The organism is Streptococcus sp. IMAU 99161 (assembly GCF_014435245.1).
Lineage (GTDB): Bacteria > Bacillota > Bacilli > Lactobacillales > Streptococcaceae > Streptococcus > Streptococcus lactarius.
On record NZ_JAAPAW010000002.1, the window covers coordinates 61,332 to 86,141 of the forward strand.

Annotated in this window: 23 protein-coding genes and 1 other RNA gene; 21 read left to right on the plus strand and 3 right to left on the minus strand. The window is 40.7% G+C overall.

Going from position 1 to position 24,810, the window contains the following annotated elements; all coding sequences use genetic code 11:
* Positions 1–83 precede the first annotated feature (83 nt).
* Positions 84–635 (plus strand): GNAT family N-acetyltransferase, encoded by a 552-nt coding sequence (locus HA044_RS00480; RefSeq protein WP_187538236.1) that lies wholly within the window; start codon positions 84–86, stop codon positions 633–635.
* Between the two features lie 67 nt (positions 636–702).
* Positions 703–2,037 carry an aminopeptidase C gene (gene pepC, locus HA044_RS00485; RefSeq protein ID WP_187538239.1) on the plus strand — a complete coding sequence of 445 codons (1,335 nt, stop codon included), beginning with the start codon at positions 703–705 and terminating at the stop codon, positions 2,035–2,037.
* Between the two features lie 172 nt (positions 2,038–2,209).
* Here the strand turns inward: pepC and pbp1a are convergent, their stop codons facing one another.
* A complete protein-coding gene (pbp1a, locus tag HA044_RS00490; RefSeq protein WP_187538241.1) occupies positions 2,210–4,327 on the minus strand; it encodes a penicillin-binding protein PBP1A in 2,118 nt (705 codons plus the stop codon).
* On the minus strand, positions 4,328–4,921 hold the full coding sequence (gene recU / locus HA044_RS00495) for a Holliday junction resolvase RecU (RefSeq protein WP_187538243.1): 594 nt from the start codon (positions 4,919–4,921) through the stop codon (positions 4,328–4,330). It lies immediately after the preceding gene.
* Between the two features lie 64 nt (positions 4,922–4,985).
* Here recU and HA044_RS00500 point away from each other — a divergent pair, with 64 nt between their 5' ends.
* From HA044_RS00500 to HA044_RS00520, 5 genes are all read left to right on the plus strand, one after another.
* Positions 4,986–5,513, plus strand: coding sequence for a DUF1273 domain-containing protein (locus HA044_RS00500; protein WP_187538245.1), 528 nt, complete (start codon positions 4,986–4,988; stop codon positions 5,511–5,513).
* A 69-nt stretch (positions 5,514–5,582) separates the two neighbouring features.
* The gene (gpsB, locus tag HA044_RS00505) at positions 5,583–5,924 is read left to right on the plus strand and encodes a cell division regulator GpsB (RefSeq protein WP_187538247.1); all 342 of its coding nucleotides are present in this window, start codon (positions 5,583–5,585) and stop codon (positions 5,922–5,924) included.
* Positions 5,925–5,939: 15 nt separating this feature from the next.
* Positions 5,940–6,305: RNase P RNA component class B (rnpB, locus tag HA044_RS00510), an RNA gene on the plus strand.
* 66 nt (positions 6,306–6,371) lie between these two features.
* Entirely contained in the window at positions 6,372–7,529 is a 1,158-nt protein-coding gene (locus HA044_RS00515; protein ID WP_187538249.1) for a class I SAM-dependent RNA methyltransferase, read from the plus strand.
* Between the two features lie 12 nt (positions 7,530–7,541).
* Positions 7,542–8,963 carry a cell division site-positioning protein MapZ family protein gene (locus HA044_RS00520; protein ID WP_187538252.1) on the plus strand — a complete coding sequence of 474 codons (1,422 nt, stop codon included), beginning with the start codon at positions 7,542–7,544 and terminating at the stop codon, positions 8,961–8,963.
* 77 nt (positions 8,964–9,040) lie between these two features.
* On the opposite strand, the gene HA044_RS00525 is transcribed toward HA044_RS00520, so the two are convergent.
* Positions 9,041–9,523 carry an S-ribosylhomocysteine lyase gene (locus HA044_RS00525; RefSeq protein WP_187538254.1) on the minus strand — a complete coding sequence of 161 codons (483 nt, stop codon included), beginning with the start codon at positions 9,521–9,523 and terminating at the stop codon, positions 9,041–9,043.
* Between the two features lie 235 nt (positions 9,524–9,758).
* Here HA044_RS00525 and HA044_RS00530 point away from each other — a divergent pair, with 235 nt between their 5' ends.
* From HA044_RS00530 to HA044_RS00595, 14 genes are all read left to right on the plus strand, one after another.
* Entirely contained in the window at positions 9,759–11,366 is a 1,608-nt protein-coding gene (locus tag HA044_RS00530) for a ribonuclease Y (protein ID WP_187538256.1), read from the plus strand.
* Positions 11,367–11,473: 107 nt separating this feature from the next.
* Positions 11,474–12,106, plus strand: coding sequence for a guanylate kinase (gene gmk, locus HA044_RS00535; RefSeq protein WP_187538258.1), 633 nt, complete (start codon positions 11,474–11,476; stop codon positions 12,104–12,106).
* A 25-nt stretch (positions 12,107–12,131) separates the two neighbouring features.
* Positions 12,132–12,446, plus strand: a complete 315-nt coding sequence (gene rpoZ, locus HA044_RS00540) for a DNA-directed RNA polymerase subunit omega (protein WP_187538260.1) — start codon at positions 12,132–12,134, stop codon at positions 12,444–12,446.
* Between the two features lie 87 nt (positions 12,447–12,533).
* Complete coding sequence (locus HA044_RS00545) at positions 12,534–14,918, plus strand: primosomal protein N' (RefSeq protein ID WP_187538262.1); 2,385 nt, start codon at positions 12,534–12,536, stop codon at positions 14,916–14,918.
* 10 nt (positions 14,919–14,928) lie between these two features.
* Entirely contained in the window at positions 14,929–15,864 is a 936-nt protein-coding gene (gene fmt, locus HA044_RS00550; protein ID WP_187538264.1) for a methionyl-tRNA formyltransferase, read from the plus strand.
* On the plus strand, positions 15,854–17,167 hold the full coding sequence (gene rsmB, locus HA044_RS00555; RefSeq protein ID WP_187538267.1) for a 16S rRNA (cytosine(967)-C(5))-methyltransferase RsmB: 1,314 nt from the start codon (positions 15,854–15,856) through the stop codon (positions 17,165–17,167). Before fmt ends, rsmB begins: the two co-directional genes overlap by 11 nt.
* Before the next feature lie 21 nt (positions 17,168–17,188).
* Complete coding sequence (locus HA044_RS00560; RefSeq protein WP_187538269.1) at positions 17,189–17,929, plus strand: Stp1/IreP family PP2C-type Ser/Thr phosphatase; 741 nt, start codon at positions 17,189–17,191, stop codon at positions 17,927–17,929.
* Positions 17,926–19,794, plus strand: coding sequence for a Stk1 family PASTA domain-containing Ser/Thr kinase (gene pknB, locus HA044_RS00565; protein WP_187538271.1), 1,869 nt, complete (start codon positions 17,926–17,928; stop codon positions 19,792–19,794). Before HA044_RS00560 ends, pknB begins: the two co-directional genes overlap by 4 nt.
* A gap of 164 nt (positions 19,795–19,958) precedes the next feature.
* The gene (liaF, locus tag HA044_RS00570) at positions 19,959–20,654 is read left to right on the plus strand and encodes a cell wall-active antibiotics response protein LiaF (RefSeq protein WP_187538273.1); all 696 of its coding nucleotides are present in this window, start codon (positions 19,959–19,961) and stop codon (positions 20,652–20,654) included.
* Positions 20,651–21,667: a sensor histidine kinase gene (locus HA044_RS00575; RefSeq protein ID WP_187538275.1), complete on the plus strand. Its 1,017-nt coding sequence runs from the start codon at positions 20,651–20,653 to the stop codon at positions 21,665–21,667. The genes liaF and HA044_RS00575 overlap by 4 nt, the downstream gene beginning before the upstream one ends.
* On the plus strand, positions 21,664–22,296 hold the full coding sequence (locus tag HA044_RS00580) for a response regulator transcription factor (RefSeq protein ID WP_187538277.1): 633 nt from the start codon (positions 21,664–21,666) through the stop codon (positions 22,294–22,296). Before HA044_RS00575 ends, HA044_RS00580 begins: the two co-directional genes overlap by 4 nt.
* A gap of 44 nt (positions 22,297–22,340) precedes the next feature.
* The gene (locus HA044_RS10085; protein ID WP_187538279.1) at positions 22,341–23,741 is read left to right on the plus strand and encodes a bifunctional Cof-type HAD-IIB family hydrolase/peptidylprolyl isomerase; all 1,401 of its coding nucleotides are present in this window, start codon (positions 22,341–22,343) and stop codon (positions 23,739–23,741) included.
* Between the two features lies 1 nt (position 23,742).
* On the plus strand, positions 23,743–24,108 hold the full coding sequence (locus HA044_RS00590) for a S1 RNA-binding domain-containing protein (protein ID WP_187538281.1): 366 nt from the start codon (positions 23,743–23,745) through the stop codon (positions 24,106–24,108).
* Positions 24,109–24,256: 148 nt separating this feature from the next.
* Positions 24,257–24,810 (plus strand): transposase family protein (locus tag HA044_RS00595; RefSeq protein WP_187538283.1); only part of this gene is annotated, 554 nt, incomplete at its 3' end.

Here is a 24,810-nt window from a genome sequence, read left to right on the forward strand (position 1 = left end):
GGTTTCATCCGTCCTTTTCTTCTAGATTAAAGTAACCAACTTGCAACGTTCAAGTTGCATGAAAAAATGAGAGGGGACAACATATGAATCATATTGGTAGTCTTATCATAGAGACAGAGCATTTATACTTGAGGCCTTTCGTTTTGGAGGATGCGCCAGCAATGTTTGAAAATTGGGCTTCTGATCCTGAAAATCTGAAATATGTCACCTGGGATGCCCATACATCATCTGAGAGGACCAGAGAATCGATCAAAAGATGGGTCGAACAGTATCAAAAACCGTATACTTATAAATGGGCGATCTGTTTGAAAACATCACCGGATCAGGTAATTGGAGATATTAGCGTGGTTTCTCAAGACCAGGAAAGTCAATCTTGCGAGCTAGGTTATATCCTTGGCAAGAAATTCTGGGGGAAGGGATTCATGACAGAAGCGCTCACAGCTGTTTTGGATTTCTTATTGAACGAAGTCGGATTTAAAGAAATCAAAGCCACTTATGTCAGTTTAAATCCTGCTTCAGGGAAAGTCATGATTAAGGCTGGAATGCAGTATGTAGAAACCATCCCTCATGCCATTAAACGCAAAGGATATTGTGGGGATAAAATCATCTATTCTATACAGAATCCCTCTCTATAGGGTGATTTTTACTTGAAGATTCTGCTCAAAGGATTATAATAGTAAATAACGAAAAAAGGAGATTGCTATGTCAGAATTAACGAAAGAATTTACAGACCAGCTCTATGCTAATTATGAAGCAAATGTGAAATATGCGGCTCTTGAAAATGCTGTTACCCACAATGGGATCCATGCATCACTTGAAACGCGCAAGAGTGCAGTAGAAAATACACCAGTTTTTTCACTTGATTTGACCAAGGATAAGGTGACAAACCAAAAAACATCTGGACGTTGTTGGATGTTTGCTGCTTTAAATACCTTCCGTCACAAGATGATTTCAAGCTTCCAATTGGAGGATTTTGAATTGTCTCAAGCACATACTTTCTTTTGGGATAAGTATGAAAAATCAAACTGGTTTTTGGAGCAAGTGATTGCTACAGCAGACCAAGAATTAACCAGCCGTAAGGTGGCTTTTCTCCTACAAACCCCTCAACAAGATGGCGGTCAATGGGATATGGTAGTATCTCTCTTTGAAAAATATGGAGTGGTTCCAAAATCAGTTTATCCAGAATCGATTTCTTCAAGCAATAGCCGGGAATTGAACACCTACCTCAATAAACTCTTGCGTCAAGATGCGCAAATCTTGCGTGACTTGATCCATTCAGGTACAGATAAAGAGGCGGTTGCGAGCAAGAAACAAGCCTTGTTGCAAGAAATTTTTAACTTCTTAGCCATGTCTTTAGGATTGCCTCCACGTGAATTTGACTTTTCATACCGTGATAAGGACAACCAATTCCATAGCGAAAGTGGCTTAACTCCACAAAGCTTCTACAAAAAATATGTAGACCTTCAATTAGATGATTACGTCTCCATTATCAATGCCCCAACCACAGATAAGCCATATGGAAAATCTTACACAGTTGAGATGCTGGGCAATGTTGTTGGTAGCCGTCCAGTCCGTTATCTAAATGTTCCAATGGATCGATTGAAAGAACTAGCCATCGCTCAAATGAAAGCGGGAGAAACTGTCTGGTTTGGTTCAGATGTAGGCCAAGTCAGCAACCGTAAAGCCGGAATCCTGGCAACAGATGTCTACGATTTTGAAGCAGGCATGGACATTCATTTGACACAAGACAAGGCGGGGCGCTTGGACTATGCAGAAAGCCTCATGACACATGCTATGGTCTTGACAGGAGTTGATTTAGACGAAGCAGGTCAGTCTCGTAAATGGAAGGTTGAAAATTCATGGGGAGACAAGGTCGGTACAGATGGTTACTTTGTGGCTTCTGATGCTTGGATGGATGAATATACCTACCAAATCGTGGTTCGTAAAGAATTCTTAACCTCAGACGAATTAGCAGCCTATGAAGCAGAACCAATTGTCCTAGCACCGTGGGATCCAATGGGAGCTTTAGCAAAATAATGATATAGAAAAGAGCCGGAAGGCTCTTTTCTATATGCTCAAAAATAGCTGGGAAATTAATCTAAATAAACCAGCTTTATTCGTTCTGGCATCTAAATCAAGAAGCAGAAGGTTCTGATGTTTCAATCATTGTTTTAAAAAAGCCGGGCAAAAGCCCGACTTCTCCATTCTATTATTCGTTATGATTGTTAGAGTCTTGCGAAGAAGGCTCAGATGGTTTAGATTGATTTTCTTCGTTCGAAGAGCTAGACGATGGTTCTTCATACGAATACTGATCAGTGGAATAACTTGGCTCATAGTAGTAGTTATTGTAGTTGTTCTTACCATTGTTTAAGTAGAGATAAGAACCACTTCGATACAGTCCACTTGGTTGCGTCCAATCCGTATGACCAGAGTTATTATTATTAGCAAGATAGAGCATCATTTGACGGTAGACATCCGTTGCGACCTGTTTTCCATTATCCAATACTGGTGTAAAGCGATTTGAATAACCTGTCCAGACGGCCATAGCATATTCAGGTGTGTATCCGACAAATGATTCATCTGGCATTACAATACTTGAATAACTTGAGTTCTTTGTTAATTTGTTTAATTCATTGTCAGAGTAATTTGAAGTACCGGTCTTACCAGCTTGGTAGACTCCTGAAATAGCCGCATTTGTACCATTACCAGACATGAGAACTGTCTTCATCATATCTGTCATCATGTAGGCGGTTGTTGCCTTCATTGCGCGAGTTCCTTCGGAATCGAATTCTTTTGTGGTTCCATCGCTAAAGACAACTCGACTGACATATTTCGGTTTGTAATAGGTACCACCATTTGCAAAAGCAGCATAGGCAGCAGCCATTTTTTCACTGCTAGCTCCGTATTTGTTACTTGAATCGCTAGTATTACTTGAGATGGCATTAGCGTAGACCATTTCTGGATAATCGATTCCCAGTCCATTTAGGAATTTCTTGGCTTTTTTAAGCCCGACTTTTTCGAGGGCCTTCACCGCTGGAACGTTCCGAGATTGTTGGATGGCATAAGTCATAGTAATGCTACCGTAGTAAGAACGGTCCCAGTTGTAGAATGGTGTTGAGGAATGAGGGAAATTATATGGTTCATCTGTAATGGTAGCTGCAGTAGAAGTGTATTCCTCATACTCAAGGGCTGGGGCGTAGTCTGTGATTGGCTTCATAGTAGAACCCCAGTCACGGTTAGTCTCAACGGCTTGGTTTGTACCAAAGGAAACGTTGCTAGATTGGTGACGAGAGCCAAGTTGTGCAATGACTTTACCATTATTAACATCGATAACTGTTGAAGCTACTTGCAATTCATCATCTGGATAGTTGACATATTCATCTGTATTGTAGATGTCCCACAATTTCTTTTGCGCTTCGGTATCAACGTTAGTATAGACATCCATCCCAGTTGTGAGCAAATTGTAGCCTGTTTCTTCTTCGACCTGCTCGATGACTTCTTTCAGGTAATTATCCATATAGGCTGGGTAACTGCTTGAAGAACTAAGACTTTGCAGACCATCTGTAACAGGTGTATTGACCGCTGCTTCGTATTGTTTGTTAGAAATGGTCTTCATATCGAGCATTTCTTTTAATACTAAGTTTCGGCGCTGTTGCGCTGCTTCAGGATGAGAGTAAGGATCATATTGGTTCGGTGCTTGAGGCATCCCTGCTAGAAGCGCTACTTGAGGGAGCGAAAGATCTTTTAGATCTTTTCCGTAATAACTTTTCGCAGCTGTCTGCATTCCGTAGTTCCCATTCGCCATAAATACTTTATTGACGTAATAGGTCAAGATTTCTTGTTTGGTTGCTTTCTTTTCTAGTTGAGTTGCTAACCAAGCTTCTTGGATCTTACGAGAGAGGGTACGGTCAGAGGCCGAAGTAGAGAAATAGGTTAATTTGATCAATTGTTGCGTCAAGGTTGATCCACCTTGACTTCCTCCTCGCAAGTTGTGAAGGAAGGAACCGCCGATCCGAACAATGTCAACCCCCCGGTGATTGAAGAAACGATGGTCTTCAATAGCTATAATGGCATTGATTAGATCTGTAGGAATTTCATTGGCTGTTACGTTGATGCGTTTTTCAGCCCCTAAATCTGCAATTAGGTTATTTTTGTTGTCATAAATCTTACTCGATGTGGTAGCAACCAAATCTTTTTCAGATAAGGTTGGAGCCTTCATGGCATAGTAGCCAAAAATGAGAGCACCTAGAACAAATAAAAGTAAGAAGAATGAAATGGCTGCGATTGCAACATATTTCAACCATTGGATGACTGTTTGTTTATTCATTTAAATACCGCCTAGAAGTTTCTGTTCGATAATATCAAGATAAGGAATACTTGGAAGTTGATCCTTCCCCACAAGAAAGCCATTCTCCTGAATGTAGGAGAGGGGCATGGATTTAGTGCCATGATCGATATTGTAGTAGGAAATTAAAGCAAGAGCCGGTAGCAAATAGGTTTCATTCAGCTTTGCAAAGTGCAATAGTACGAAACAGATCCCACCTTGCTGGACAACCGCAGCCATATGATCGATCTGATGTTGATGAAAATTTTTCATTGGCATGGACTGCTTTTGCTGTGTTTCCTTGGCTTCAAAATCAATATAATGTCCCTTGTATACTCCAGAATAATCCGTAGTAGAGGCCTGCCTAAAGTAAGCTTCTACTATTTTTGCTCGACTACGCTGTGGATAATCTACTTTTACAATCTGAATGGGGGTCGGTTTTTTATGAATGACCGCCAAGCCTCGAGAGAGGTAGTATTGATTACTTTCGTTGATCATTTTTTCAAATGTCATTCCACGATTGGCAAAGTCGATCGGCTGTTTCCTTTGAGTAGAGACGACTGTTTTTTTAGCTACTTTATGTGGATAGTTGACCATTGTTCTCCTTATTGGTACAATTATATCACTCTATTATATCACAAAATAGAAGAATGAGGAAAAAATGAATACCATACTTGTTGTAGGCTATAAAAACTTTGAAGTAGGAATCTTTTCCAAGCAGGATCCAAGACTAACCATTATCAAAAAAGCCATCGAAAGGGATCTTAAGCGTTTGTTTGAAGAAGGAGTTCAGTGGCTGATTTTTACAGGTAATTTGGGATTTGAAGCTTGGGTCTTGGAGGTCGCCATTGATTTAAAGAAGGATTATGATTTTAAAATGGCGACGATCTTTTTGTTCGAAAATGTGGGTGAAAATTGGAATGAAGCGAACCGAGAAATACTGGCTCGTTTCAAGCAGGTAGATTTTGTAAAATATGCCTATCCACACTACACCAATCCTGGGCAATTGAAAGAATACAATCAATTTTTAGTCGACAATGCGGATGGTGGCTATATTTTTTATGATCCTGAAAACGAAACAAATTTAAACTATCTTTACAAAATGATGGCAGAAAAAGATCCCTTCTATGTCAAACGATTAAGTTTTGATGACCTAAATGATCTTGCTGAAAATTTTTACGAAAATTAAGTGTTATACCTTGATTTTTCTTACCATTTTTTTATATAATTGAGTTGATGAACTAGATTGGAGAGAGTAATGGCAAGTATTCATTTTACTGCGAAAGATATTTATGATCAAGATTTTAATAGAGAAGTTCGCGGGTTTAGTAAGGTTGAAGTAAACGAATTTTTAGATGATGTTATAAAAGACTATGAAACCTATGCGGCTTTGGTAAAGGAGTTGCGTGAAGAAAATGCGCGTCTTCGTGAAGAACTTGCGAAACATGCACAGGAAGTACCGCAAGCAGCTTCTGTAGCAAGTAGTACTGGGCAAGAATTTCCGCAAGTGACAACTGCCACAAACTTTGATATTTTGAAACGACTGAATCGTTTGGAAAAAGAAGTGTTTGGTAAACAAATTGTAGATCGGGATTTCTAACAAATTGATCGTGCAATTTTTGGATAATCGCGTGAGTATTTTTTCTCATGAGGAAAGTCCATGCTAGCACAGGCTGTGATGCCTGTAGTGTTTGTGCTAGGTGAATCCATAAGCCTAGGGACTTGATCTTCAAGTTACGGCGAGCGAAGGAGCTAAGTCTTAGGATAGGTTTTAGTAACTCTGAAAGTGCCACAGTGACGTAGTTTTTAGGGAAACCTAAAAAGTGGAACGCGGTAAACCCCTCAAGCTAGCAACCCAAACTTTGGTCGGGGCATGGGATGCGTGGAAACGAACATAGCATTCTGACTGGAAACAGTAGACAGATGATTATCGAAGGAAATGGTACCTAGTCATTTCTGGAACAAAACATGGCTTATAGAAAATTGCATATAGGTTGTTGAGGGGGAGAGAGATCTCAACCTCCTTTTTTAAAATGATAGGAATAAGATGAAAAAACAATTTGAATTGGTGGCAACGGCAGCAGCGGGTTTGGAAGCGGTGGTTGGTCGCGAACTGAGAGAGCTGGGCTATGATTGCCAGGTTGAAAATGGACGGGTTCGCTTTCAAGGGGATAGTAGCGCGATTATTGAGACCAATCTTTGGTTGCGAGCGGCGGATAGAGTGAAGATTGTCGTTGGAAGTTTTCCAGCCAAAACCTTTGAGGAACTCTTTCAAGGTGTTTTTGCCTTGGATTGGGAATATTATTTGCCCCTGTGGGCACGTTTCCCTATTTCAAAAGCCAAATGTGTTAAATCCAAACTTCATAATGAGCCAAGTGTTCAAGCCATTTCAAAAAAAGCTGTTGTTAAAAAGTTGCAAAAGTACTATGCTCGTCCAGAAGGAATTCCTCTGATGGAAAACGGTCCAGAGTTCAAGATTGAAGTGTCCATTCTGAAAGATCAGGCAACTGTTTTTATCGATACAACAGGTAGTAGCCTCTTCAAACGTGGCTATCGGACTGAAAAAGGAGGCGCTCCCATCAAGGAAAATATGGCGGCAGCCATTCTTCAGTTGTCTAATTGGTACCCTGATAAGCCATTGATTGATCCGACATGTGGCTCTGGAACTTTTTGTATTGAGGCAGTGATGATCGCTCGCAATATGGCACCTGGCTTGCGCAGGACCTTTTCTTTTGAGGAATGGAATTGGATAGATGATCGGTTGATTTACGAAATCCGTCAAAAAGCAAGTCAAAAAATTGATCGTGATATCACTTTGGACATCATGGGGACTGATATTGATGCGCGAATGATTGAAATTGCCAAAGAAAATGCCCAAAAAGCAGGTGTTGGCAATGATATCACCTTCAAACAAATGCGGGTCCAAGATCTTCGCTCGGATAAGATCAACGGGGTGATCATCTCCAACCCTCCCTATGGAGAGCGCTTATCAGATGATCAAGGTGTCACGAAGTTGTATGCGGAAATGGGACAAGTTTTTGCTCCTCTCAAAACCTGGAGCAAATTTATCTTGACGAGTGATGAAGGTTTTGAAGCGAAATACGGAAGTAAAGCTGACAAAAAACGAAAACTGTATAACGGAACCTTAAAAGTTGATCTCTACCAATATTTTGGGGAACGTGTGAAACGGCAAATAAAGGCGTAGAAAGGATTTTTTATGACAGAGAAGGACAAGAAACCATTGGAGCAAGAAACGGAATCTATTTTGGATTTTGAAGATGCTAAAGATATGACGATTGGACAGGCCAATCGAAAAGCAGAAGAGATAGAAGCTGGTGTGACAGAAGACGATAATGTCTTGGATAAATACATCAAGCAACACCGGGCAGAAATTGAGGCAGATAAATACGATACAAAGATTTTGGCTCAAGAAGAATTAGCCAAAGCAGAAGAGTTAGCAGCTAAGGAGGCAGCTACTGAAGTAGTAGAAGCACCAACAGCCCAAATACCAGAAGTGAAGGAAACGGTCTTGGAGCAAAGGCCGGAAATGGATGCCATTTCAACAGAGCTTCCAACCAAGATAAAGTTTGGTCCTGTTTCGACAGAACCAATCACTGAACCAGTGGATCTTCCAGAGGAAACACCCCAAAATGGTGGTAAACGCCTCAAAACGATTTTGTATTCTACCTTAGGGTTAGCAATTATTGCTTCAGCTGGATTTGTAACTTATAACTGGATGCACAGTCGTGGAAAATCTGGTGGTACAACTGTTGTATCCTCTTCATCAAGCAAATCAACTTCGACTGCAAAATCAAGTAGCAGTGAAACACAAGCTCAAAAACTGGAAGAGTTTACGAAGGCCTATGATGCCTTTTTCGTAGATGACTCAAAAAGTGCCCTTAAAAATGATAAATTCGGAGATCTAGAAAATCTGAAGAAGTTACTTGATAAGCTAGAAGGAAGCAGTGAGTATCAGGCAGCTAAAACGAAATATGATGATCTAGTGAAACAGGTCTCTGCTATTCAGAAAGTCAATTCACAATTTACATCTCCTGTGATCAAAGATGGTGTTCTTGACGAAAATGCTAAAGCAAAAAGTGATGCGACTTTTGGCGATACAAAGACCGGTAATGAAAAATTGGATAGCTTATTGAACAATGCAATTGCACAAGGCCGTTCGCAACAAGTGGCGACACCAGCACCTGTAACAGGAACTGGTGGTACAGAAGCTTCTAATGCAGCTGCAACGCCTGCTCAGTCGGCTATCCCAGCTGGAGGTTCTGCCGCAAATCCTTCAGGAGCTGCTCAACCAGGCTATTCAGGATATGGACTTTCAAGCAATGGTGTTGCCCTTCAACGCAGCTTGAGCCGTGTACCATACAACCAAGCTGCAATTGATGATGTCAATAACCCGGCTTGGGTATTTGGAGATGGTATTCTTGAAAAAGTATTGAATATTGCCCGTCAACGTGGTTATATCACTGGTGACCAGTACATTTTGGAACGTGTCAATATCATTAAGGGAAATGGCTATTACAATCTCTTCAAACCTGATGGAACCTACCTCTTTAGTATAAATGCTAAAACTGGCTATTTTGTTGGAAATGGAAAAGGTCACTCAGATGCTTTGGATTATTAATGCATGAGCCAACTTACCATTTCTGGGAAAAATGACAATAAAAAAATGATGAACCACAGGTTCATCTTTTTTGAGTCTTAAACAACATGACGTTCAAATGGATCGTCCGAAATTCCTTGATCTAAAATCAGGCGACACCATTCTTTGGCTGAGAAGAGACTGTGATCCTTGTAATTTCCACAAGACTCAATGGTTGTACCTGGAACATCTTCCCAGGTGCTGACAGTTGCAATTTCTTCCAAAGATTCTTTCAACACTTTAGCAATTTCAGTACTCGAATGTTGGCCCCACATAATCATATGAAATCCAGTCCGGCATCCAAATGGTGAACAATCAATCATGCCATCAATTCGTTTACGAATGAGCATTGCAAGCAGGTGTTCGATGGTGTGGAGTCCCGCAGTTGGAATGGCATTTTCGTTTGGTTGCACCAACCGAATGTCAAAGTTGGAGATGATATCTCCTTTAGGACCTGTTTCTTCTCCAATCAAGCGGACATAAGGGGCTTTTACAGCTGTGTGGTCTAATTCAAAACTTTCAACGATGACTTCTTTTGACATACTTTCTTCCTTCTTTGTTTTTCTTGATTATAGCATAAAAAGAAGAATCAACAAAGTGGAAATCGCTGGATTTCTTAGAGGGATAGCATCAGGAAAAACAGTTTAAAATAGGAATCATAGAACAAAAATATCCTAGCTTCTTCTTGTTTTTTTAGATTGTTAATTTTGGTAATTTATGGTAAAATGATAAAGAATTTTTTAATTCAACTAATGAAATTAGATTTGGGGTAAAAGCATGCATTTTTTAATTACAGGTGTTTTTGCCGCGGTCATTGGTTTAGTCATTGGATATGTGGGAACTGCTCTAAAAATGAAAGCTTCTAAAGAAGCAGCAGAACTCACTCTTTTAAATGCTGAACAAGAAGCAACGAATTTACGTGGACAAGCAGAACGCGAAGCTGATTTGATCTTAAAAGAAGCTAAGCATGAATCAAGTTCACTTAAAAAAGAAGCACTTTTGGAGGCAAAAGAAGAAGCCAGAAAATATCGTGAAGAAGTCGATGCTGAGTTTAAGTCAGAACGACAAGAATTGAAGCAGTTAGAAAGCCGTTTGGCAGATCGTGCCAGCAATCTTGATCGTAAAGATGACAATTTAACAAGCAAAGAACAGTCTCTTGAACACAAAGAGCAAAGTCTTACAGATAGAACTAAACACATTGATGCGCGTGAACAACAGCTGGAAGAGCTTGAACACAAGAAAGTGGAAGAACTGGAACGTGTTGCTTCTTTGAGTCAAGGAGAAGCGCGTGACATTATTTTAAATCAGACGGAAGATCAACTTTCCAAAGAAATTGCGTCACGCATTCGTGATGCTGAGTTGGAAGTGAAGGAACGTTCTGATAAGATGGCAAAAGACATTCTCGTCCAAGCCATGCAACGGATGGCAGGTGATTTTGTTGCTGAGCAAACAAACTCAACAGTTCATTTGCCAGATGATAGCATGAAGGGCCGTATTATCGGTCGCGAGGGTCGTAATATTCGTACCTTTGAGAGCTTGACAGGTGTTGATGTGATTATTGACGATACTCCGGAAGTTGTCACCTTGTCAGGCTTTGATCCGATTCGTCGTGAAATTGCCCGTATGACAATGGAAAGTCTTCTCAAAGATGGTCGCATCCATCCAGCTCGTATTGAAGAGTTGGTTGAGAAAAATCGTCAGGAAATTGACAATCGTATTCGTGAATACGGTGAGGCCGCTGCCTATGAAATCGGTGCGCCAAACCTCCATCCAGATTTGATGAAAATCATGGGACGGTTGCAATTTCGGACTTCCTATGGTCAAAATGTTTTGCGCCACTCAGTTGAGGTTGCAAAACTTTCTGGTATTATTGCGAGTGAATTGGGTGAAAGTGCAACACTAGCACGCCGCGCAGGTTTCTTGCATGATATTGGGAAAGCCATTGACCGCGAGGTTGAAGGTAGTCACGTTGAAATTGGGACTGAATTGGCACGGAAGTACAAGGAACATCCAGTGGTTGTCAATACCATTGCTAGTCACCATGGAGATGTGGAACCTGAAAGTGTTATTGCAGTCATTGTCGCTGCAGCAGATGCTTTAAGTGCCGCTCGACCTGGAGCACGAAGTGAATCGCTTGAAAGTTACATTAAACGCTTGCAAGATCTGGAAGAAATTGCAAATAGTTTTGAAGGAGTCAAGACAAGTTTCGCCCTTCAAGCAGGACGTGAAATCCGTATTATGGTCAGCCCTGAGGCAATCAAGGATGATAAGGTTACGATCTTAGCGCATGATATTCGTGAGAAGATCGAGTCCAACCTCGAATATCCTGGAAATATTAAAGTTACGGTTATTCGAGAGTTGCGTGCAGTAGATTACGCAAAATAGCCGAAAAGCTTGAGATTTCGCATCTCAAGCTTTTTTTCAATCATAAAGCAGTTGAAAAATCGCTTGATTTTTGTTACACTAGATAGAAAGACATTGAAGGAGATATCATGGCGGATCGTGGTTTATTAATCGTATTTTCAGGCCCATCCGGGGTTGGAAAAGGAACGGTCAGACGAGAGATTTTTGAAAACTCGGACAATCAGTTCCAGTATTCTGTTTCTATGACGACACGTGCACAACGTCCTGGTGAAGTGGATGGCGTAGACTATTTCTTCCGGACACGTGAAGAGTTTGAAGAGTTGATCCGTCAAGGTCAGATGCTGGAATATGCTGAGTATGTTGGAAATTACTACGGCACTCCTTTGACCTATGTCAATGAAACCTTGGACAAGGGCATTGATGTTTTCCTAGAAATCGAAGTTCAAGGCGCTCTCCAAGTCAAGAAAAAAGTACCCGATGCTGTCTTTATTTTCTTAACACCGCCTGATTTGGATGAATTGCAAGATCGATTGGTGGGACGCGGAACAGATAGTGAAGAAGTGATTGCACAGCGTATTGAGAGAGCGAAAGAAGAAATTGCTATGATGCGTGAATACGATTATGCGATTGTTAATGATGAAGTTCCTCTTGCAGCTGAACGGGTTAAACGGGTGATCGAAGCTGAACACTTCCGTGTGGACCGTGTGATTGGCCATTACATGGACATGTTGCCCAAAACACAAACCGTGGCTACGAGATAAAAAATTAGAAATTAGGTAAAAAATTATGATGTTAAAACCTTCTATTGATACGTTGCTCGACAAAGTACCTTCAAAATATTCATTGGTTATTCTTGAAGCAAAACGAGCTCATGAATTGGAAAGTGGTGCGGCTCCAACCCAAGAATTTCAGTCGGTGAAAGCAACCTTGCAAGCACTTGAAGAAATTGAATCAGGAAATGTCGTTGTCCATCCTGATCCAGAAGCAAAACGGGAATCGCTTCGTCGCCGTATGGAAGCAGAGCGCATTCGTAAGGAAGAAGAAGAGCGCAAAATTAAGGAACAAATTGCCAAAGAAAAAGAAGAAGGTGAAAAAATTTAAGGTTGGGGCTTCTCAATCTTATTTTTTGCTATTTAAAGGGGCCCGTGATAGAGTCAAGCGCACACAGAGAAGACAGGAGGTGAAAACATGATAGCAAAAGTGATCGTGGATGTTCCATTGATGCAGACAGATAAACCCTATTCCTATGAGATCCCTTCAGAGTTTGAAGATATGGTAGAAGCAGGGATGCGTGTGCATGTGCCTTTTGGTATAGGAAACCGTCTCATTCAAGGAATTGTGACCGAAGTATCAAAAGAAGCAGACATGCCCGAGGAATTGAAGTCTATCGTGGAGGTGTTAGACTACACTCCAGTTTTAAATCAAGAACAATTTTGGTTAGCAGACCAATTACGAAAAAGTGTGTTTTCTTATAAAATCACTCTTTTGAAATCCATGTTGCCCTCTCTTTTGAATTCGAGTTACGATAAGATCTTGTATCCGCAATCTTCATTAGATCCATCAATCCAAACAAAACTCTTTGGTTCGAAACAAGAGGTGGCTTTTTCATCACTAGATGTGGCTGATCAAGCCCAAGTGATGCGATTGGTGAGGAGGGGTGATCTTCTCTTAGAATACCAGGCTAAGGATCAGAAACAGATCAAAACAGAAAAATGGTATTGGGTTGATCAAGAAAAGTTGAAAGAACTTCAACCGTCTGCCAGAGCTAAAAAGCGTCTTGTTTTGAAGGAAAAATTGCAATTAGAGACGCAAGAAAAACCGTTGGCAGATCTGTATAAGGAATTTTCAAAGCCGGTAGTAGCCTATTTTGTGGAGCAAGGTGCCCTCAAGGTTAGCGAACGTGAAGTCAATCGTGCTGCTCAATACTTCGAAGGAAAAAAACAAAGCCAGGCCTTGATTTTAAACCAAGAACAGGCAAAGGCGGTAGAGGCGGTTGTTTCCCAAATTGGAAAAACTTCGACCCCATTTCTTTTAGAAGGGGTGACTGGAAGTGGAAAGACAGAAGTCTATTTACAGATTATTCAAGAAGTCCTTAAAAAGGGGAAAACAGCTATTATGTTGGTCCCTGAGATTTCCCTGACACCTCAGATGACCAACCGTTTTATCTCACGTTTTGGTCAGGAAGTTGCCATTTTACACTCAGGCTTATCAAACGGAGAGAAGTATGACCAGTGGCGAAAGGTCGAACGCGGAGAGGCCAAGGTAGTCGTTGGCGCACGCTCAGCTATCTTTGCACCTTTGAAGAATATAGGTGCCATCATCATTGATGAGGAACATGAGGCTTCCTACAAACAAGATAGCAACCCTCGCTACCATGCGCGGGAAGTCGCAATCTTAAGAGCTCAGTACAATCAAGCAGTTTTGCTTCTTGGCTCAGCCACACCTAGTTTGGAATCGCGGGCGCGTGCCACAAAAGGAGTGTATCAATTGCTTCGTTTAACCAAACGAGCCAATCCCTCAGCCAACATTCCAAAAGTCAAAGTGGTTGATTTTAGGGATTATATTGGTCAAAATGAAGCTGGTAACTATACTCCGATTCTTGTTGAAGCAATTGCTGATCGTTTGCAAAAGAAAGAGCAAGTGGTCCTGATGCTGAACCGTCGTGGTTATTCTAGTTTTGTCATGTGTCGCGAGTGTGGGACAGTGGATACTTGTCCCAATTGTGATATTTCTCTGACCCTTCACATGGATACCAAGACCATGAACTGCCATTATTGTGGCTATAGCAAGGCAATTCCTCGGCACTGCCCCAATTGCCAAAGCCGTTCCATTCGTTATTATGGGACAGGCACACAAAAAGCATATGATGAGTTGCAAGAGATCTTTCCTGAAGCAAAAATTCTGCGTATGGATGTCGACACTACCCGAAAAAAAGGAAGTCACGCAGCCATATTAGAGGCTTTTGGAAATGGAGAGGCGGATATTTTATTGGGGACCCAAATGATTGCTAAGGGACTTGATTTTCCCAATGTCACTCTTGTAGGAGTTCTCAATGCAGATACGTCTCTGAATTTACCGGATTATCGCTCCTCAGAGAGAACCTTTCAACTGTTAACCCAGGTGGCTGGAAGAGCTGGTCGGGCAGATAAAGAGGGAGAAGTGATTATTCAAAGCTATAATCCCAATCATTATGCAATTCAATTTGCTAAGGAGCAAGATTATGAAGGCTTTTTTGCCTATGAAATGAAGATTCGCAGACAGTTGGGCTATACACCGTATTATTTTACGGTTGGTTTGACTTTATCGCATAAGAATGAAGAAGTTGTGGTAAAAAAGGCTCATCAAGTGATGGAAATTCTTCGCTCAGGCTTATCTGATCAGAGTCAACTGCTAGGCCCAACTCCGAAGCCCATTGCACGTACACATAATCTCTATCACTATCAAATCATTTTAAAATATCGCTTTGAAGAAGGCATTACACAGGTGTTGAATCAGGTCTTGGATTTTACTCAAGAGAAAGAAAACAAAGACCTGCGTGTCAGCATCGATAATGAACCACAAAGTTTTATGTAAGGAAGATAAGATGACAAAAATTATTTTTATGGGAACACCCGATTTTTCAGCAACTGTTCTAAAGGGCTTGTTAGCGGATCCCCGCTATGAAATTCTAGCAGTTGTAACACAGCCTGATCGAAAAGTAGGCCGCAAAAAAGAGATTCGAATGACCCCTGTTAAGCAAGTGGCTTTGGAACATCAACTACCGGTTTTACAGCCTGAAAAATTGTCAGGAAGCCCAGAAATGGAATCCCTTCTGTCACTAGATGCTGAAGGAATTGTGACGGCTGCTTTTGGCCAATTTTTACCGACAAAATTGCTGGAGAACTTCCAATTTGCGGTGAATGTCCACGCTTCTTTGCTGCCTAAATATAGAGGTGGAGCTCCTATTCACTATGCTCTAATCAATGGTGATGAAGAAGCTGGGGTTACAATTATGGAAATGGTCAAGGAAATGGATGCTGGAGACATGATTGCATCCCGATCTCTACCAATTTTAGATGAGGACAATGTGGGAACCTTGTTTGAAAAATTGTCTGTCCTTGGACGGGATCTACTCCTAGATAATTTGCCAGCTTACCTAGCAGGTGAGATCAAACCAAGGCCACAAGATCCGGATTTGGTGACATTTTCACCGAATATTTTGCCAGAAGAAGAAGTGTTGGATTGGACCAAAACCAATCGCCAAGTCTTTAATCAGATTCGAGGGATGAATCCTTGGCCGGTAGCCCATACTATACTAAATGGGCAACGGTTTAAGATCTACGAAGCGAAGCCATGTGAGGGCAACGGAACTCCAGGTCAAGTGATTCATCTCACCAAAAAAGAGTTGATCGTTGCTACTGGAGAAGGTGCGCTATCCCTCAAAGTTGTGCAGCCGGCAGGAAAACCAAAAATGTCCATTACAGACTTTTTGAATGGTGCGGGCCGTCAATTGAAAGTAGGAGATCACTTTGGAAGGTAAACAAATGAATGCGCGTGAAGAGACCCTCCATATTTTGGAAGCTGTCTTTGATAAGGGAGCCTATTCCAATATCGCCTTGAATCAAGCGCTAGAAAAATCTTTGCTCTCAGATAAGGACAAGAGCTTTGTTACAGAAGTTGTATACGGTACAGTGGCACGCAAAATAACGCTTGAATGGTACCTTGCTCATGTTATTGAAGACCGTGAGAAATTGGATAGCTGGCTTTATGACCTCTTAATGATGAGTTTGTACCAGCTGGTCTATTTGGATCGCATTCCAGACTATGCCGTTGTCAATGAAGCTGTCCAGATAGCTAAAAGACGTAAAGAAGGTAGCGAGAAGTTTGTCAATGCTATCCTCAGAAAGCTTCTCCGTGAGGGCCTGCCAGATATTGATACCATCAAGCGAAAAAACAAACGCTATTCAGTGCAGTATTCCTTACCTGTCTGGTTGGTCAAAGAGCTCATTGAAGAATATGGTGAAGAACGAGCTCGGGCTATTTTTGAGAGTATATACCAGCGCAATAAATCGAGTATTCGTGTAATTGAGCTGAGTGAAAAAGAAACTCTTGCCCAGTTATTAGATGCGAAAGAATCCTTGCTAGCTCCAAGTGCTCTAGTAAAAGAACAGGGGCATTTTGCGGGGCACTCTTTCTTTAAAGAAGGAAAAATTGCCATTCAAGATGAATCTAGTCAATTGGTAGCACCAGTCTTAGAGCTCCAAGGAGATGAATGGGTTCTAGATGCTTGTGCAGCACCCGGTGGTAAAACAACTCATATGGCTTCTTATCTCACAACTGGGAAAGTTACAGCCTTGGATCTTTATGATCACAAACTAAAATTGATTCAAGAAAATGCCAATCGGCTTCATGTTGCAGACAAAATTTTGACAAAAAAATTAGATGCGACAAAAGTCTTTGAAACATTTGGAACGGATGCTTTTGATAAAATATTGGTAGATGCACCTTGTTCGGGGATTGGTCTCATAAGGAGAAAGCCGGATATCAAGTACACGAAAAAAAGCGCAGACTTTGATTCCTTGCAATCTGTTCAATTGGCAATTCTAGAAAGCGTTTGTCAAAGTGTACGTAAAGATGGTATAATAGTGTACAGTACATGTACGATTATGGGAAAGGAAAATTTTGAGGTGGTCCACAAGTTTTTGGAAAACCACCCGAATTTTGAACTCGTCCCATTGAATCACGAAAGAAAAGATATTCTCAAAAATGGGTGTATATTGATTACACCTGAACTGTACGGGAGCGACGGTTTCTTTATCAGTCGTTTCAAGAGAATATCTTAAAATCAGGAGGGAACTGACAGAATGGATATTTCGATCTTAACCGATGTAGGTCAAAGACGGACAAATAACCAAGACTATGCAAATCAATATAAAAATAAGGCTGGGAAATCGATGATTTTTCTTGCCGACGGTATGGGGGGACACCGTGCCGGCAATATTGCAAGCGAAATGGCAGTCACAGACCTAGGTACAGCCTGGGTTACTTCTGAAATTGAGACAGTCAATCAAGTACGGGAATGGTTCGCAGATCATTTAGAAGCAGTGAATCGTCGGATTCATTTAGCAGGTCAAGATGATGAACACAAAGGAATGGGAACTACGCTGGAAGCTTTGGCTTTTGTAGAAGGTCAAGTCATTTACGCCCATGTAGGTGATTCACGTATTGGCCTGATTCGTCACGGGGAATACCAACAATTGACCAGTGACCATTCTCTTGTTAATGCCCTCTTGCGAGCTGGTCAAATTACAGAAGAAGAAGCAGCTCATCATCCGCAACGGAATATCATTACCCAGTCCATTGGCCAAAAAGATGAGTTAGAGCCAGATTATGGCTTGATTGGTGTTGAAGCAGATGATTATATTCTGATCAACAGCGATGGGTTGACCAATATGATCGGACCAGATGAAATTAGAGATATTGTTTTAAGTGACGTATCGCTTGAAGAAAAGGCTGAGACTTTGATTCGCTTTGCCAATAATGCTGGAGGTCTTGATAATATTACCGCTGTATTGCTCCACTTTACTGAGGAGGACGCAGCATGATTCAAATCGGCAAAATTTTTGCCGGACGATATAAAATCATCCAACAAATTGGTCGCGGGGGGATGGCAGATGTCTATCTAGCGCGTGATTTAATTTTGGATGGTGAAGAAGTCGCTGTTAAAGTTCTGCGTACAAATTACCAGACAGATCCCATTGCAGTTGCACGTTTTCAGCGTGAAGCAAAAGCGATGGCAGAACTGGACCATCCAAATATCGTTCGGATTACAGATATCGGTGAAGAAGAAGGGCAACAATACCTTGCAATGGAATACGTTGCCGGTTTAGATTTGAAGCGTTACATTAAAGAAAATGCGCCGCTATCAAATGAAGAAGCCGTTCGTTTGATGGGACAAATTCTTCTAGCAATGCGTCTAGCCCATACATGTGGTATCATTCATAGAGATTTAAAACCGCAAAATGTCCTTTTAACTCCTGATGGGACTGCTAAAGTTTCGGATTTTGGGATTGCGGTAGCCTTTGCGGAAACTAGTTTGACGCAGACGAACTCAATGTTAGGATCTGTTCATTATTTGTCACCTGAGCAAGCGCGTGGATCAAAAGCTACGGTTCAAAGTGACATCTACGCTATGGGGATTATTTTCTATGAGATGTTGACAGGACACATTCCATACGATGGAGATAGTGCTGTTACCATTGCCCTACAGCATTTCCAAAAACCACTACCTTCGATTCGTGAGGAAAATAAGAACGTCCCCCAAGCTTTAGAAAATGTCGTCATCAAAGCAACAGCTAAGAAATTGACCGATCGGTACAAATCAGTAGCTGAGATGTATGTGGATCTTTCAAGTTGCTTGTCGTATGAAAGAAGAAACGAACCCAAATTAGTTTTTGAAGATCAAACGAAGGCAGACACCAAAACACTTCCTAAAGTGAGCCCAACTCCAAAAACTGCTCCAGTTCCCATCTCTGAAGTACGTAGTGAAATTAGTTCGATAGATGCGAATCGTCCATTAACAGATCCACATACGATGGTACCAAATAAAAAGCCAAGAAGACGATTACGCACACGTTACAAGGTCTTGTTTGTAGCCATCGCCTTGGTCCTTGCTGCTTTTGCGTTTTTATTGTATATGAGTCCTGCTAATAAAACGGTTCCAGATGTTTCTGGCAAGACCGTTGCAGAAGCGCGGGCACTGATTGAAGGACAAGATCTCCAAGTAGGAGATGAAAAGGAGGAATATAGCGATTCGGTTGCAGAAGGCTATGTGATCCGTACCAGTCCGAATGCAGGGGCTCAAAAGAAGGAACAGAGTCGAATTGATTTGATTGTCTCCAAGGGGCCAAACAGTTTTGAAATGCCAAACTATGTGGGAGAAACACGAGCAAAAGCTGAAGATGATCTCAAAAATACCTATAAAGTATCTAGTAAGATGATCAGTATTGAAGAGGTTGAAACCTTTGATTATGAACCTGGAACGGTTATTGAGCAAACACCGGCACCGGGTGAACAATACTCTTTGAACTCAAAAACTAAGATTGTATTGAAAGTAGCCAAAGAATCAACGTCTGTTGAAATGCCAAACTATATTGGATCCACCTATGATTTTGCTCGAAGCAATTTGATTGAAATCTATGGAATCAAAGAAGCGAATATTGAATTGAAAAAAACCGACCATCTACCAGATGGAGTATTCGTATCCGCTGGTCAAATTGTCAGTCAATCACCAGAGGCTTCAAGTAGTGTCGATATCAACCGTACACGAATTGTCTTGACGGTTTATGAACCGAAAGTAACCTCTTCATCCAGTACAAAAGCTTCCTCTTCTAGCTCAGAAACTTCTAGCTCCTCTTCTTCAGAACGATCAGACACTGAAAGTTCAAGTAGTACAGCTACTGGAAACTAAAGAAATGGTACTGCTAAACAGGACTTTGAAACAAAATTTCTAACTAGAAGACACCCAAAGGATTGCGATCCGGAGGGTGTTTTTTGATCTCTCAAAATTCTACAACCACAGACGGAAGTCAAATGGGAGAAAATTTGATAGAATAGGTAAAGATGAGGTGGACTATGTGGAAAATACAAATTTTTATCTTTGTTGAAGCAATTTTATTAACCTTAGCAGCGCTCACTATTTTATCAGTTGATTTCTCGAGATTCATCGTTTTAATGGTCCTTTTTTTGCTGCTTTTGTATTATTATTTTGGCAAACACAGAGCGAATTTCCTACTAATTGCACTAAGTGTGCTCCTATTTTTTATCGTCATGCTCAATCCATTTGTGATTGCAGCCATTTTATTTGCGGTAATTTATGGCTTATTGATTGCATATCCTTATATGTACAAGGAAAATGAAGCCATTGTGTTTGATATTGAAGAAGATACAAAAATTTGTCAGGAAAAAACGCGTTGGATTGGTGAACTGCAGCATTTTTCAAAACAAAGTCGAGGCTATCGAGACCTAAATGTGCTTCGAGTCTTTGGAAATGATACCCTTCATTTGGAAGAGGTTGCGATGTGTGATTGGGACAATATCATCATCATCCGTAAAGGTTTTGGAAATACAAAAATTATTTTACCAATTGATTTGGAGTTGCACTTACAAATCAATACGCTTTATGGTGATCTGACATTTTTAGATTTACCCATTCGTAAAATGCGTAACGAAACGCTCGATATAGAAACAGCCCATTATCGTCGCTCCCATCGGTCAATCAAAATCGTCCTAGCTGGTATTGTTGGGGATGTAGAGGTGGTGCGCGGATGAAAAAAATGGACTATGTATTACTTTATTTTTACTCTTTAATGGTCATAGCAGTGATTTGTCACACCATTTTTAGTTTTGTTGGTTTTCATTGGAACGACCTCTTTACAAATTTTTCCTTGCTTCAATCCTTCCTATTTTTGATTTTCAGTCTGACACTGGCACTGACTACTTTGGTCTTTTTGATTATGAAGATTACCCAATTTGTAACCGTCCACGCGGTTCAGCAAAAAGTAGAAGCTATGATGAATGGTTCAGAGCAAAAAGAAATTGCTCCCAAAGAACTGAATCAACAGTTGAATGCATTGGAGAAAAAACTCCATCGTCTAGAAGAAAATTTACAAAGAAGCGAAAATCGTGTTATGCGAAATGAAGAAGAAATCGTAGAAACCGAGCGTAAGAGAATTGCGCGCGATCTACATGACACGGTTAGTCAAGAATTGTTTGCGGCTAATATGATTTTGTCTGGAGTGGCGGCTCAGGTCCTTGAGTTAGAGAAAAAACAGATTGAGCAACAACTAAATGGTGTATCGGATATTCTAGGTACAGCCCAAAACGATTTACGGGTCTTGCTCTTACACTTACGACCAACAGAGTTGGAAGGAAAAAGTTTGGTAGAAGGGATGGAGATGATTTTTAGGGAACTAAAAGAAAAAAGTAACCTAACCGTTATCTTCCACCGCAATGAAGTGAGTATTCCAAAAGATATGGAAGAACACCTCTTTCGAATTGTACAAGAAATCGTCAGCAATACCTTGAAACATGCCAGAGCTCAACAAATGGACGTTTATTTGAATCAGGAAGGAAAACAACTTCATTTACGGATGGTGGATGATGGCATCGGATTTGAGCAGGAAAAATTGGAACGCTTGAGTTATGGCTTGAAAAATATTCAAGAGCGAGTAGAAGATATGGCGGGCACCATTAAAATTCGAACAAGTCCCCAAAAGGGAGTGGCGGTGGATATTCGTGTTCCCCTCCTTGTAAAAGAAAAAGATAAAAAGGAAACGGTATGAAAGTATTATTAGTAGATGACCATGAAATGGTCCGATTAGGTTTGAAGAGCTTCTTGTCCATGCAAACCGATATTGACAAAGTATTGGAAGCTCAAAATGGTAAGGCAGGAGTAGAGTTAGCTCTGAAAGAAAGGCCAGATGTCATTATCATGGATATTGTGATGCCAGAACTAAACGGCATTGATGCAACACTAGCCATCCTAAAAGAATGGCCAGAAGCCAAAATTGTCATTCTGACATCGTATTTGGATAATGAAAAGATATACCCTGTCCTAGATGCAGGTGCAAAGGGCTATATTTTAAAAACATCCTCAGCAACTGAAATCTTACAGGCTGTCCGAAAGGTTGCAAAGGGAGAATTTGCGATTGAGACAGAAGTTAGTCAAAAGGTTGAGTCACGAAAGAACCATGCTGAATTGCATGATGATTTGACAGCTAGAGAGCGAGATATTCTGGCTTTATTGACCAAAGGATATGAAAATCAACGAATAGCAGATGAACTCTTCATTTCTTTAAAAACAGTGAAGACCCATGTCTCTAACATCTTATCTAAACTAGAAGTCAGCGATCGGACGCAAGCAGTCGTCTATGCCTTTCGACACCATCTGGTGAATCAAGAAGATTTTTAAGGTAAAACATGCTATAATAGAGCGAGAAAAAGAGGGGGAGACAAGTGGACGCAAAATTACGTTATAAAGCAAAAAAAATAAAAATCGTCTTTTTTGACATTGATGATACACTACGTGCAAAAGAAACAGGATTGATCCCAGAATCTGTTAAAGACGTCTTTCATCAGCTGAAAGAGAAGGGAATCTTAACAGGAATTGCAACTGGACGAGGAATTTTTGGAGTTGTTCCTGAAATCATGGACTTAAAGCCTGATTTTCTAGTAACTTTAAACGGTGCCTATATAGAAGATACAAAAGGAACTGTTATCTACCAATCACCGATCAATGAAGCAATCGTTTCTTCTTTTGTGGATTGGGCCAAAGAATCCGAGATTGATTATGGGTTAGTGGCTAGTCATCAAGCTGCCCTGTCCAATCGGACACCTTTGATCAGTGATGCTATTGACGTTATTTATCCCAACTTACCCGTAGATCCAAATCTGCATTTGAAAGAACCTATTTTCCAAATGTGGACCTTTGATGAACAGGATAGTGAGCTAGAGTTGCCACCTTCTTTGCAAGAGAAACTTCGCTTAGTATCATGGCATCCCCATTCATCAGATGTTGTTGGCTTTGAAGCTTCAAAAGCTTCAGGAGTTTCTCAAGTTGTCCATCACTTAGGTTTGAAGCCAGAAAATGTTTTGGCATTTGGAGATGGCTTAAATGATATGGAACTGTTTGATTATGCAGGGATTAGCATCGCAATGGGGAAATCAGCACCAGAGTTGCAAGAAAAAGCAGATTATATTACCAAGAATTTAGAAGAAGATGGCATATTCCATGCCTTAGAGGAGTTAAATATGGTTGAAAAAGAATTGATATTACCACAGTTAGATCTTGCTACGGTTGAAGGCCCTATCGCTGTAATCAAAACCAATCACGGTGAGATGAAAATTCAATTATTCCCAGATCAAGCACCAAAAACAGTTGCAAATTTTGTGGCCCTTGCTAAGTCTGGTTATTACGATGGAGTTATTTTCCACCGCATTATCAAAGATTTCATGGTCCAAGGGGGAGATCCAACAGGTACTGGTATGGGCGGTGAGTCTATCTATGGTGATAGCTTTGAGGATGAGTTTTCAAAAGAATTGTACAATATTCGCGGAGCCCTTTCGATGGCCAATGCTGGACCAAACACAAATGGCAGCCAATTCTTTATTGTACAAAATCAACATCTTCCTTATTCCAAAAAGGAATTGGTCCGTGGTGGTTGGCCTGAAAAAATAGCTGAAGTCTATACCACAGAAGGAGGAACTCCTCACTTAGACCAACGCCATACAGTATTTGGTCAATTGATGGATGAAACTTCGTTTGCCGTTTTGGATGAAATCGCGGCTGTTGAGACAGGTATGATGGATAAACCAGTAGAAGATGTCGTGATTCAAACTATCGAAATTGAGGACTAATATGAAAATTGGAGATAAGTTAGAAGGAACCATCACAGGCATTCAACCCTATGGAGCCTTCGTTGAACTCGCCTCGGGAGATACGGGATTGATTCATATTTCAGAAATCCGTAGTGGTTATGTTAATCATATCCAGGATATTCTTTCAATTGGAGAGAAGGTTTTTGTCCAAGTTATTGATGTTGATGAATATTCTAAGAAAGCCAGCCTCTCTTTGCGAACGCTGGAAGAAACACCGCAGCGAACGATTCGCCACCATCGTTTTTCAAATGACCGTCACAAGACTGGTTTTGCTCCCTTAGCTCAACAAATGCCAACCTGGGTCAAAGAAGGAAAAGCATTCTTTAGCAAACAGGAAAAAAAATAAAAACTTCGCTAGGTTAATAAAACCGGCTCTATAATTTCTGTAGTGGGTAAAACCACTGTAGAAATTATGGAGTCTATTTTGTTGTAGAAAAAAAGCTCCATAAGACCTATAATGAAAAAGTGACCAAACCCTCATTAGAAAGAATCTTATGGAACAATTAAATTTTATCACAAACATACTTGGAATTAAAGACAAAAATATTATTATCTTAGATTATCTTGATGCTGGAACGCATAAAGAAGTCATTGCTAAGCTCGATTATCCTGCCCCTAAATGTCACAACTGTCAGGGACAAATGGCTAAATATGACTTCCAAAAAGAATCTAAAATCCCTTACCTTGAATGTGCAGGTTACAAGATTCTTATTCGATTGAGAAAACGTCGTTTCCGCTGTAAAGACTGTGGAAAAATCGCTGTTTCAGAAACTTCCTTAGTCAAGAAGAATCACCAAATCGCAACCATCGTCAAACAGAAAATCACTCAAAAATTGATTGAGAAACTCCCTATGACAGCTATCTCTGAAAGTTTATCAGTCTCTACTTCGACAGTCATTCGTCAGTTACATAAATTTAAATTTAAGACTGACTTTAACTACCTTCCAGAACACATGAGCTGGGATGAATATAGCTTCAAGAAAGGAAAGATGAGCTTTATTGCACAGGATTTTGATTCCAGAAAGATCGTAGCTATCCTAGATGGACG